10 protein-coding genes are annotated in these 12037 nt (G+C 53.9%); 7 read left to right on the top strand and 3 right to left on the bottom strand.

All coding sequences use genetic code 11. The features are described from left to right. Positions 1-486 precede the first annotated feature (486 nt). From V1289_RS09800 to V1289_RS09790, 3 genes are all read left to right on the top strand, one after another. A complete protein-coding gene (locus tag V1289_RS09800) occupies positions 487-3417 on the top strand; it encodes a hypothetical protein (protein WP_334396753.1) in 2931 nt (976 codons plus the stop codon). Positions 3418-4010: 593 nt separating this feature from the next. Next, positions 4011-4295 carry a hypothetical protein gene (locus tag V1289_RS09795; RefSeq protein ID WP_334396752.1) on the top strand — a complete coding sequence of 95 codons (285 nt, stop codon included), beginning with the start codon at positions 4011-4013 and terminating at the stop codon, positions 4293-4295. Next, positions 4289-4471 (top strand): hypothetical protein, encoded by a 183-nt coding sequence (locus tag V1289_RS09790; RefSeq protein WP_334396751.1) that lies wholly within the window; start codon positions 4289-4291, stop codon positions 4469-4471. The genes V1289_RS09795 and V1289_RS09790 overlap by 7 nt, the downstream gene beginning before the upstream one ends. An 87-nt stretch (positions 4472-4558) precedes the next feature. On the opposite strand, the gene V1289_RS09785 is transcribed toward V1289_RS09790, so the two are convergent. Then, positions 4559-4777, bottom strand: coding sequence for a hypothetical protein (locus tag V1289_RS09785; protein ID WP_334396750.1), 219 nt, complete (start codon positions 4775-4777; stop codon positions 4559-4561). Positions 4778-4791: 14 nt separating this feature from the next. On the opposite strand from V1289_RS09785, the gene V1289_RS09780 reads away from it, so the two are divergent. Together V1289_RS09780 and V1289_RS49640 are read left to right on the top strand one after the other, a co-directional pair. Further along, positions 4792-5082: a hypothetical protein gene (locus tag V1289_RS09780; RefSeq protein ID WP_334396749.1), complete on the top strand. Its 291-nt coding sequence runs from the start codon at positions 4792-4794 to the stop codon at positions 5080-5082. Positions 5083-5323: 241 nt separating this feature from the next. Further along, positions 5324-5569, top strand: coding sequence for a DUF7662 domain-containing protein (locus tag V1289_RS49640; protein ID WP_442895981.1), 246 nt, complete (start codon positions 5324-5326; stop codon positions 5567-5569). A 492-nt stretch (positions 5570-6061) separates the two neighbouring features. Here the strand turns inward: V1289_RS49640 and V1289_RS09770 are convergent, their stop codons facing one another. After that, a complete protein-coding gene (locus V1289_RS09770; RefSeq protein ID WP_334396748.1) occupies positions 6062-7009 on the bottom strand; it encodes a DNA N-6-adenine-methyltransferase in 948 nt (315 codons plus the stop codon). Positions 7010-7150: 141 nt separating this feature from the next. Here V1289_RS09770 and V1289_RS09765 point away from each other — a divergent pair, with 141 nt between their 5' ends. Next, on the top strand, positions 7151-7687 hold the full coding sequence (locus V1289_RS09765) for a type I restriction-modification system subunit M N-terminal domain-containing protein (RefSeq protein WP_334396747.1): 537 nt from the start codon (positions 7151-7153) through the stop codon (positions 7685-7687). Positions 7688-7843: 156 nt separating this feature from the next. After that, on the top strand, positions 7844-11011 hold the full coding sequence (locus V1289_RS09760; protein ID WP_334396746.1) for a WD40 repeat domain-containing protein: 3168 nt from the start codon (positions 7844-7846) through the stop codon (positions 11009-11011). A 539-nt stretch (positions 11012-11550) separates the two neighbouring features. On the opposite strand, the gene V1289_RS09755 is transcribed toward V1289_RS09760, so the two are convergent. Beyond that, positions 11551-11886, bottom strand: coding sequence for a DNA-binding protein (locus V1289_RS09755; RefSeq protein WP_334396745.1), 336 nt, complete (start codon positions 11884-11886; stop codon positions 11551-11553). Positions 11887-12037: the final 151 nt, after the last annotated feature.

Genomic DNA, 12037 nt, shown 5'->3' with positions numbered 1-12037 from the left:
GCACCGATGACTTACGTCCGGGCCGACGTTTGGCAAGGGGCTGCGGCAGGCGCAACGAGGCCAGCCCAAAAGCCCGGCTCGGCCGCAATGATCATGATTATCTGCCCCTGTCGTAAATCCATGATCGTTTGGAAGCGAAAATGGCGATCACGTCATTTCAAAAGCCGCAGCGACAGGCTCGGCTTTGTGATTACGATCTGACTTTTGAAAAGCGGCCTTTTGCAACGGCATGATCAGGACTTTCGTCGCCCTCCGTAAAATCAGAGAAAATTTGCCCCGTGTTCACGATTCCGTGATTGGGCTGAAACCGCGATTCCACCCGTGTTTTGCCGTGGGGAGATTCCGTTGGGCCATGGCCATCAGTGGTTCTTATGAAATGTTACGATAAGTGCACTGTGTAGTTGCGGGATCTCAATGCGAACCGCATCCCTAGATGAGTGTTGACGTTGACGACGCCGATGGTCGAGGGGCTACGAGGGTGTGTGCGTGACTTCCCGCAAGGCGATCCCGCCGTTGAACGGCAAGAGCGAAATTGGCTTTAAAGATTTTAGAAATCTAACTTGCCTTCCCTCGGAAGTCCGTAATCGCCTTGCCCGAATTGCCGAAGCCCAGCTTGATCATCCGGAGAGCAAGACCGATTTACTGAAATCGATTTTGGCCCATCGGTACGATCCCGAGCGGGGCTTTTATGTCCCGCTATCGGCTAGGCCGAATCTAACAAACTACTGGACCGAAGACATCGCGACTTTGCCCGACGCAGTTCATTCAGTCGATGGATGGAATCTGACGCTATTCTCGAACCCTCTGACGATGCCGCATAGCGGATCGAAACCAAGCCTGAGAGCGACGAACGCTGGATACCTCATCGTCACCCATGAATTCGATGGCGAAACACCAGAACAGTTCGCGGAAGTACTGGCTTGGTCATTGGACTCGGGAGCGTTCGCACAACTCGATAAAGAACTTCGGAAATATCGCGACTATCGCGGATACACAAGCGTATTCGCCGGACGCAGGTCTATTCACTTTCATTTCCTTTTTGACACCCGACATCTCAAGTACGCGCCGTTTGATGTTGATCTCGCGCTCCGTGTTGCCGAGCAAGATTCTCATGCGGCAATTATGACGAGAGCATATAATTTTTACTGGGAATTCGTTCACGATCTTATTCAGAAAATCCTGAAACCTTCGGTTCCGTCCGACCTACAACTGAATTCGTACGTCCACTGGCGGCGAACGCCGTATGGCATTCGGATTTTAGAGAAGCCTTCGCCGATTTTCGGGTTAGATGCAGGCACCAAGGTTCCACAGATCGTCATCAAAGAGAACATCAGGACGAAAGCTGCCAAAGGCAGCGACGCTTACATCGTCCCAGAGGTGTTTTCGGTAGCCACGCTGTTATCGAAGCGGAGTTCAACTGATCGTCGGGCCGGGTTAAGTGTGCACGATCACGACACAGCGTCGATGTTTTCCGAAGCGCACCTGATCCTCACCGGCGAATGGGGCAAATTTCCAAAACTGGCATCGATTCAGCCGTGCGGAGATGGGTGGGTGTTCAGGTTCTATAACCATTCGGGCGATACCAGCCCCGACACGTATGTTCGGGGCGACTACAAGAAGCTGGTCTTAGTCGGAAGTAATACCCCGGCTGGGAACTACTTTCTCCCTGACGACATGACCGCGAACGATTTCGGCGATTATCTCGCGATCTTGTCCGGCCAGCAGCCATTGGTGCGGACTATTGATACGCCAATTGTTGAAGGTCCCGGGTCTGAATCGAATGCCGGTCTTCACCGGAAGCAGTCGGAGATAGAAAGAAACTGGCCATTGCCGATGCGAGGTCTGCCATTGGCGCAGGTAATGGTCGAATACAGGAATAAGTTAAAGGGTGCAGTGGCCGCCTGCCGCGATTTCGAGGGTATGTATTCTGATTGTATCATCTTGTCAGGCGAGGGAATCGGAAAAACCACAGCCCATATGCGGTTCGCTGTCCAAGAAGCTTTATTTACCGCGCTCGACGGTAAAGGAGATCAGCAACGGTTCAACGCATTTGCTTTTCGCAGTCTTGGACAGGCAGAGGAAAAGGCCGCTGAGGCCGAGGAGAAGACCGGCTGCAAGATCGTAATCATCAAATCGTTTTGGGCGCACTACGAGGATGCCTGTGAGATCGAAGGCATTGAACCGCTTCCTCGCGCCCACTTTCATGACAGGTCGATCAATGGCGTTCTGAAAACTATTCAGGAGAGGCAACCGACCGTGTTCGACCGGTTGGAAACGATCCGATGTAACATCTGGCCGATGCATGGGGACAGACCCAATTTTGACGCGGCTGATACCCTAATTTTCACAAGCCATCCGACTGCATCAAGCTGGGCATTCAGCCAGATGACCCGGACATGGTATCACCCAGAATTTAAACCGTTCACGGACCCTGATGAGCAGGCCACACTGCGAAATCGGTTTTTGTTCGATAAGGTCATCTACGACGAACCTGAAATCGATGAGTTGCTATACATTATTCCTCAGAATCTATTTCGGCATCTGACCCAACAGCATGAAGCCGTCAACTGGAAGGACCTTCCAGTCCGCAAGCAGCGCGAATTGTACGAACAAGCGTGGGGGACTGGCGTACTTGGCAACGAAATGACCTTCGAATCCTATGAAGAACTGATGCGCATCCGACTCGACAAACTAGATCGGGTTGAAGTCGATTGCGACGCCATTCCGTTTGGCCATGACAATGTTGCCAAAGAAGATGGAAGCAAGACCGGTATATATCGCCAGCAACATGGCAATGCCTTCTATTTGGGTCCTAAGCAATGGCTGGCCCACAAGGGAACGCACTGGGCATTTCTGACTACAGAACGATTGGTGACAGATGTCATTGAGCAAGCATACGGCAAGATACCAAAAAGATTAATGGCGTTGCGGCTCGACAATATGCCGGATGTTTATCCGATCCGCATTCCAATCTTTCTCGATGTTTGGGCCGGTGCTGATAGGCCCGGCAAACAGAAAATATCCGTCCTCGCCAAGGAAATATTGAATGGCAATAGCAACGCGGTGGTAGTGGCCGATGGTGTTGATGATGACATTGGCGCAATGTCATTCCAGCGGATGAAGGGTCGCAATGATCTCGCCGATAAAGATGTCTATATTATCCTGACTAGTTTAGCACCGGAACTGTATGCCCGACTGAATGTCATCGGCCAATGGCTGGGAATTCCGGACATCATCGAACTGCATTACCAAGGTCTCATCAATCAGGCTGTCGGTCGAAATACAGGTTTCCGGCAACAGAATCATACGAAGACGGTGGTGATTTGTTCGCATCGGCTATGGAAACAGACGATATCAAAACTGAATCTAAAACGGCCCCGGGCGCTTCTGTATGAGACCGGGCAAAAGCCATGGTGATCGGTACCCGGCGCAACATGATGAATGGCTGAACCTCGGCCTTCGCCCTCGGTGGCTGCGCTCCGCTTCGCTGCGCTCCGCCAACTCGATTTTGATTCTACGGTTGTGCTCCAGTCTTTGAGGGTACCCCCCCGGTCAAGACCGATCCCTAATAAGATATCATAGGGAGTGACCTTGTGCGGGGGGGGGGGCGGTGTCCATGCCCCAGCGCGCCGAAATAGGTCTCTATCTCCAACCAATCGTCCTAAAATAGTGTTTCCCGGGCTTACAGTGGCTCTGGATGGCCCTAACCCTTTCCGGGTTGGCTCTGGCCCGTCCTACGATTCCAACATCAATAGGACAAATATACTGGTCGGGATCGCGAATGCAGTCCCAATCACCGCTCCCGAAGCCTTCGCGCCAATTCGTCTATCAGCCCTGCCAGCGGCGGTCGGTGAGTCCACTAGCCCCGATTCCTTATTCCACCATCAAAGATTTGGTCCCTCTACGGGCAGTACATCAGGCCAGCCCAAACCGCTGTTCTTGTTACCGTGTGACATTCGCTAAATAAATGTACCGCAAAGAAAGCGCACTACGGAAGAGGGAGAAAACAAATGGGAATATATTTTACCTTCAAGACGGAAACTTCGTTGGATAAGTTCATCGCGATGGTAAGGAGAAAACAAATCGATGTGGAGATCTTACCAAATCCAAAGGGGCCGCCATGTGAAGCCACATTAACTCACTGCGGAGTCATGGTGACGGTGGGCACTGATGCAGAGGGCAACGTTGCATGTGTGACACCGGAAAACGCTGACCGCGAAGTAAACGAAGAGATTCTCACTATGCTCGCGGGGATGTTCGAAGACGCTGAATTGATTTTGGAACATACATGGTGACCATGATGATGATCAAAGACCGCGTTCTCTCTCATCGCATTGATGCAGCCACTAAGGGCCGTATTACAACTCTGCTCGGCAATCGCTACTCGTCGATATCGGATTTTGTGCGGCAGGCCATTCAAGACCTGATTGCTAAGGAAGATGCTCATCGGAATCGGTGGACAGTCCGCTGACGAAACCGGTGGCCGGTCATTTGAGAAACTGCGTCAGCGTTCAATTTGGCTGAATCTTGTGCTATATTGGCCAACATGGATATCGAACTACGAAACCGTCTCCGCGCTGAAGCTCGGTTGCCCCTGCTGGACGTTGGGGCTGAGAATAAACGGCTGGCGGCGGTACGCGAGCAAGCCGCCTTCGAACGCGAGTGGCAACGCCGCAGACCAGAGTTCGCCCATCAATGGGTGGGCAACAGTGATGGTTGGCTGACCAACATGGGTCGCTACTCCCGTGCCCGCCAGCAGGTGCGGAAGGAAATCCAAGAGAGGCGCGATTGATGCCAGTGACCGGTGGCATATCAACTGACGATATTCTTATCGAGCAAGGATACAAATTGGTCGAGGACTGTTGGGAGAGTGACGGGCGTCTAACCTACTTGCATAGTGAAAACGCCGACCGCCATTTCCTGTCAGTTTTAACGAGAAGCCTCCAAAGTGGTGGATGGACACCGAATCGAGCCAAGTTGCGTTCGTTCAATCACGCCGAGAGCGGTGAATTTATCGAAGTTGAGCCGGGCGGTTCTGACGCAAGCGGGCATCTGCTTCATCGCTTGAAGGCGGCCGATTAGTTTAGGTCTGCGTCGATCTCTCACGAAAAACGATATCACGCGAAAGGGGAGCAAGCTTGGTCACTGAAAATGTCGAAATTCAAATTCAAGATTCAGGAATTTGGCGCACCGTGCATGTTACACAGAATGAATCACAGCAGATTTTGATAAACATGAAATCTATCCAATCGCGATATCCTGATCGGCGCGTTCGAGCCGTAAGCGATGGGCGATTGATAGATTTGCTGGGTTGAGGGGACAAATGGGAGTCTATGACAAGCTTCGCGACCATCTTCGTGCAGCGCGATTCTCTGAGATGGTGCTGACATTCCGGGAAATCGAGGACATCATCGGACGCCCGCTTCCGAATAGCGCAGTTCGTCCTCAATGGTGGGCGAATGAGACAAACCCGAATACAACCCGGTCACAACGAATTGCGTGGCGCGACGCGGGATATGACGCCTTCCTGATCAGAGATGCTCACAAGGTGAGATTCAAGCGGCAGTAGGCGGCTGGTGAAAAATTTCAACTCGGAGAACTCAAGATGTGATTCTCTTAGAATCAAAATAATGATTGCAGCTTGTCACACCATCGACCCACTATCTGGTTAGACGACCCTCGCCAACAGGAGGGCCTTATGCGAAAGTCACCATCGCCAAAGATTGCGCCATCTGAGTTTGCACCAGACTTCGTTTCGACGCTGCGGTCTATTCTCGACGCGGCTGTAGATCAGATTGATGTCGGCAACCGGACACCCGCGACAAAAGCGAAAATGGCGCAACGAATCCTGCGGGCGGCGTCCGTCGGATGGAATCACTGACCCGGTGACGCTAACTGCTTTCGCGGTTGAGGATGGGAAGCAGCCTGCGGATTAGCGCAAGGGTCTCGCTGCTTCATTCTGCTGATTCTGGTTCAGAAAAACCTGCATAGTGACGCCAAATCGGGCTGGGATTTCTCCGAAATAATATCACTACCAATGAAACGCGCCCGGAGAACGCTGCTAGGCGGTCACCGATAGCGGCGCTGAATGTTGGGCCAGTATCGGCTTTTGCCGGGGTACGTGCCATGCATCGGGCAGCGCCAGCGAGAGCCGGGTGATCAATCCCCGGTCTGCGCCCCAAACTACCACACAGGAAGGAAAGGGTGCTGAATTCTCGCCATCACCGAACTTAAGACGACCGCGCAACATGAAAACGTCAGCATGTCCGGCGACAAAATCATGCCAATAATTTGAGTCGGGTCTGGCCGGGATCAGGGCCACAACCACGCACCCGCGTCGTCCTTCATCGAAACATTTGCGAACCCAGTCGGCGACGCCACGGCCATATGGTGGGTTTACAAAGCATCGGCCCTTCCAGCGGGCAGACAGGCCGTCATCAACCTCGGTCAGTAGTATCTTGGCTTTCACCCTTGCCCGACGCCGGTCTGAGGTCGCTGCACAGGGGTCAAGGTCGAATCCTCCCACCGTCTCTGAAAGGGCCTTGGCCAGCCATACGGGGGTCTCCCAGAGATTATTCCCGGTACTGTTACCTGCGTGGGTCAGGAAGCCTCTGGGCGCGTCAGGCCGGGCCAGATAGAGGCCAGCGCCGACCGCACCGGCATATGCCTCCAACGTCCCAACGAGGCCGCCACCGGTCTCTACCGCTACCAAGGTGTTGCGGCTGACCCCCAGCGCCTTCGCCAGCTTTCTGCGACTTACCTTCCGGCGCTTCCGGGCCAGAACCATCGCTGGTCCAACCGGTCCGGCAATTAGTTGCCGTCCTCGCAATTCGAGGCCCAAGGCGTTCAGGACCGAATTCAGGCTGGATATCCGGCCACGGCCCTTTTCAACCGCCTGCACCGCCGAAAGACCGATATGGGCCTGTTCTGCTAACTCGGCTTGCGTTAGCCCTTCGGCCTTGCGGGCATCGCGAAAAAGACGGCCCAATTGGCTCTGGAATCCAACCAAATCCCGACCCCCATCCTGTCGAATGGCCCAACTATACGGATACGGGTTGAACAAAAGGTTAGGGACAGACGCGCAGCTTTGGATTGCACAATGATCGCGGATCACCAATAACTGAACAAGGCAAAATCCTTCGGGGGCAGAATGTTCGAACAGACTTTCAAGAATATAGATGACGTTCTGTGGAAAGAAGCCGGTTGCACCACCGAACTTGATTACACCGAGCAAACGTCATGGATTTTGTTTCTCAAATACCTTGACGACCTCGAACGGGAACGCGCGTTGGCCGCTGAGTTGGTCAGCAAACCCTACTCGTTCATCATCGACAAGCCGCATCGTTGGTCAAAATGGGCCGCGCCGAAAAAGTCTGATGGTAGCTTCGACCACGACAAGGCGCTGACCGGCGACGATCTGATCGCATACGTGGACGAGAAGCTGTTTCCATACCTGAAGTCGTTCAAGCAGAAGGCCGATGGCCCCTCGACCGTTGAGTACAAGATCGGCGAAATCTTCGGTGAAATCGAGAACAAATTTAGAAGCGGCTATTCGCTTCGCGATGCGTTGGAACTGATCGATGCCCTGCGTTTTCGTTCGCAGGCTGAGAAGCACGAACTGTCTGCGCTGTACGAAGCTAAGATCAAGAACATGGGCAACGCCGGTCGCAACGGCGGGGAGTATTAGACGCGCGGCGGGCTTAGAGTTTCGGGCCAGACGAACGGCGGACTAGGCGCACTTTTGGTCGGATTTATTTGTACAAGCAGCGCCTTTCGTAGCGGACCGGAGCAATTTCGAATAAGCTCAACGTCAAGTTGGAGCAAAGCAGGGCGGGTTTTGCGAGTGATCGGTAATTCCAAACGACCATTGACAGTGACAGATGAGACCGTCGTTGCAACGCATCTCATAGTGACCGTTCACGGAATTCGTACGTACGGTCATTGGCAAGAGCGGCTTGAGAAACTTGTGACAGCAGAGGCTGGCGATTCGATCGAATTCGTAAATTATAAACTCGGCTACTTCTCCGTTATCGCGTTCATGCTGCCAATTTTTCGCTGGCTAGTCGTCAGAAAATTCCGGATGGAGTTCGTAAAGTTGTGCGCCCGTAGGCGGCGCGACCGCATTGATTTGGTTGGACATAGCTTCGGGACCCACGTCATAGGCTGGGCCATTGCGGGGTTGGACCCTAAATCGGGGATCGTTATCGACACCGTCATACTTGCGGGAAGCGTGCTGCGAGCCGGGTTCCCTTGGCGCGACTTAATCGGCCACCGGGTCAAGCGTGTCATCAATGATTGTGGAACCGGCGACAAGGTGCTGCTGCTCAGCCAATTTTGCGTTCTCTTTACCGGTATGGCGGGGCGGACCGGGTTCAGCGGGGCCACGAGCAACGTGTTTCGCAATCGGTACTCCGAGTTTGGTCATAGCGGGTATTTTGAAGACAAAAACCGACGACCTTCAGATGATTATATGATTCAGTTCTGGGTCCCGCTGCTGCAGGGAAGTGGCAATTCAATCCAGTTCGACCAGCGTCGTTCTGGTCCCCTCGACGGTCTCATGACGGTTCTTGCGAATAACGCAGAGCCCGTCAAATTGATGGTCTATTTGACGCCCGTTTTGGTTTTGTTGGCAATTTTCCTACAGCTATATCGCGAGGCCGACCGACAACGAACCATTGCCGTTTCGCAACGAGATCAGGCCCTCCTTTCGCAAAGCCAGTTTTTGGCCGAAGCCGCTGATAGAAGCAGAGCGGGGGGGGATTCAACGACGGCGGAATTGCTGGCTCTTGAGGCGCTACCGCGCGATGGCTACGACCGCCCCTACTCACCGCAAGCCGAGGGTGCATTATTTGCCGCTTGGCAAACGGTTTCAGAAAGATTCGTTCTTCAGCGCAACAAGCCTGTCCGTACTGCAATGTTTAGCCCCGACGGCAAGCGTTTGCTTATCTCCTCCGGTGCGGTAGCCGAGTTGTGGAACCTGGAGGAAGGAAAGGTAGGAACAGTCTTCCGCGGACACACAGACGCTATCGTGAGCGCCAGATTTAGCCCTAACGGTCGCCAGATCGTTACCGCATCCGCTGACCAAACGGTTCGAATATGGGACGCAGACTCTGGAAGCAGCTTGTACACTCTGTCTGGCCATGTGCGTGGGGTTTGGACCGCCGCTTACAGTCCGGACGGTCATCGTATCGTAACAACGTCGGACGACGACACTACACGAATTTGGGATGCGGAGTCAGGTGAGGCAATTGCAGTGATCGGGAAGGCCTCACCTGCTAAGAGGCAAGAGTTTCAAGATGCGCACGGGCGGACGATCACTATCATGCCGCCGATAAATGGCGATCGAATTTATGAAGCCTCATTCAGCCTCGACGCCGAAAGGATTGTCACAGACGGCGACGATTTCACAGCAAAAATCTTTAGCGCGAAAACCGGCCGACTCTTGATGGTTCTCCAGCACACGGACGCGGTCCAGACGCTTGAGTTCAGTTCAGATGGCTCTCGTATCGTTACAGCGTCGCGGGACGGTGTTGCTCGGGTGTGGGATGCCGGTACCGGACAAACGACAGCGGTTTTCCAGACTGAAGGTGCAAAGATAGCGCAAGCTCACTTTAGCTCTGACGGGCACCGGCTGTTGACGACTTCAACTGACAGAATAGCTCGAATTTGGGACGTTGAGTCGACCAAGGTTCTTGTTCGGCTCGCGGAGCATCCAGACGGCATTGAAGAAATCGCCTTTAGTGCAGACGGACGCCGAGTGCTGACCTCATGTTCCGACCTAAGTGTGCGGATCTGGGACGCGAGTACCGGCCAGCGACTTGCAATTTTGTCAGGGCACACTAGCCAGTTGACGAGCGCTACATTCAGCCCAAATGGTCGCACCGTTGTCACCGCGTCTAGCGATGGCACAGCACGCATTTGGGATGTTGAGCCCGAGAAGGCCTTCACAACATTTGAGGGGCACGATCGAGAGGTCGAGGCTGCGGACTTTTCCCCAAATGGCCTACGCGTCGTGACGGCTTCTAACGATCATACCGCGCGCGTCTGGGACGCCAAAACCGGCAATGCGATATTCAAGCTGGAGGGGCACGATCATCGTGTGCGCGCAGCAAGCTTTAGTCCAGATGGACGACAAATATTGACTGCATCTTGGGATAGCACCGCTCGCCTTTGGGACGCCGAGAGCGGCACGTTAATCAAGGTATTTAAGGGTCACGAGGGACAAATCTGGGCCGCCGCTTTCTCTCCGGATGGTCGACTTATCGCCACAGGTGCAGACGACCAGACCGCGCGCGTCTGGGATGTGGCTTCAGGGCAGACCTTAATAATCTATCACGAGCATTTCGACACTGTTCGAGGCGTGATGTTTAGTAGGAATGGGCAACGTCTCGTGAGCAGTTCAGACGACCACACTGCTAGAATCTGGGACGTGAATACGGGGAAAACAATTTCCGTCTTTGAAAAAACGCAACTCGCCGCACTTAGCCCTGATGACTCAAAAATCCTTGTATGGTCTGGCAACAGTGGCCGAATTTTAGACATCAAGACTAACCGAGTCCTTGCAACCTTTAACGGACCTCCAGGATACGCTGAATATGTCGCGTTTAGCCCTGATGGTCGACGGGTCGTGACCGCGTTCTCTGATAAGGCAGCCTATATTTGGGACGCGGAGACCGGAAAAATGATTGTGCCCCTCCGAGGTCACGCAAGCCGTTTGAACAGTGCAGTATTTAGTCGGGATGGGCAGAGCATTGCCACAAGCTCTAACGATAATACAGCCCGTATCTGGCGCGTATTTCGGAGCACGCGAGACTTGGTCCACGATGCAAACAGAGCCGTTCCACGATGTCTAACCCAACTACAACGCTCTGCATTCGCTCTTGAAGATGAGCCTCCAGCGTGGTGCATCGAACTGGAAAAGTGGCCGAACTCTTCTGTCTCGTGGAAAAGATGGCTCGTTGATCGTAAGGCTGGTCGCACGGTGCCCTTGCCGACCGCTACCGCGGAATAGTTGAGGCCATTTCGCCCCCGGACGAGCAACCGCGATGGAAAGTTTTGGAAGTGGTACACGTTGGTGGTATCAAGCTGTGCGGCTGGAACAGAAATTTCTATGAGAATACAAGCGCTTCACCATTTTGGTGTCGCCTCTCTTCGGGCGCGCCACCCGATGACGCGAAAGACCCGGTGACGGTCGCTCTTGGCCCCGGATTTTATCGAGGACGTTGGACCGGTGGTGGCTTTGGGCCTTGCGGACACAGACGCCTATCGGGAATGTTTGGAACTGCGGATGATGAATCCGCCATTCGGAGGTTCAATCTCTCCCAATGGCGTGCTTACGAATCTCCAACACAATCAATGGGAAAGACGGGCGGCTGTTGTCGGGGTTTAAGGCCGTAGCGGTCTCTCGCTACCACATTCCCGGTAAACCCCTGGAATCTCTCGTCTTGACCGATCGCTGTTACGCTTGAGGGATGTATCAATGATACATCTGCGTGAACCCCTCAGCAATGGCCACGAAGGCCGATCGGATTCTCTAACGTAGTGGAAACGTTAGATCGTAGCGGCGTTGCTGTTTGCACCCACATCAGCATGACCGGTGGCTTTCTGCGCTGCCTCCTGGTTCATCTTCGGCGGCCTGCCCCGCTGAGGCTGGTGATGCCTTGCCTTGTCGGCAGTAGCATGTAGCCTGCTAACGAAGTCACGCTGCTGGACCGCCTCGGCGATGTGATCGACCAGCGCCTGCACGTCATGCCTGTCACGCAGAAACGCTGCCCAGCCCGCATTCGCAACGGCCTGTGCTATGTCACGCGGCAAAGCGCTTTGCGCCGCCTCGAGAGCCCTCTTGGCGGCCTCGACCGACGCTTCATAGCCCTGGATTGGGGGCATCTATTGCTCCTTTCATAAGATGAAGCGGGCCTCCATTGGCCCGCAGTCTAGATGTCTGCACCCAGGTGGACGGTTTCAAGGGACGCATCGTCGGACCAATTCTCTAGCTATGCGGCGCTTGTGTCTTGCTTCGCGGCGAACGAAGGTTGGG

It is taken from the genome of Bradyrhizobium sp. AZCC 2289 (genome assembly GCF_036924615.1).
Taxonomy (GTDB): Bacteria; Pseudomonadota; Alphaproteobacteria; order Rhizobiales; family Xanthobacteraceae; genus Bradyrhizobium.
Note: the sequence above shows the minus strand (reverse complement) of the source record. Positions and strands in the feature narration are given on the sequence as shown.

Coding starts and splice junctions, on each gene's coding strand:
- V1289_RS09795 (WP_334396752.1), top strand. CDS start 4,011: ATGGGAATATATTTTACCTTCAAGACGGAAACTTCGTTGGATAAGTTC.
- V1289_RS09790 (WP_334396751.1), top strand. CDS start 4,289: ATGGTGACCATGATGATGATCAAAGACCGCGTTCTCTCTCATCGCATT.
- V1289_RS09780 (WP_334396749.1), top strand. CDS start 4,792: ATGCCAGTGACCGGTGGCATATCAACTGACGATATTCTTATCGAGCAA.
- V1289_RS49640 (WP_442895981.1), top strand. CDS start 5,324: ATGGGAGTCTATGACAAGCTTCGCGACCATCTTCGTGCAGCGCGATTC.
- V1289_RS09765 (WP_334396747.1), top strand. CDS start 7,151: ATGTTCGAACAGACTTTCAAGAATATAGATGACGTTCTGTGGAAAGAA.
- V1289_RS09755 (WP_334396745.1), bottom strand. CDS start 11,886: ATGCCCCCAATCCAGGGCTATGAAGCGTCGGTCGAGGCCGCCAAGAGG.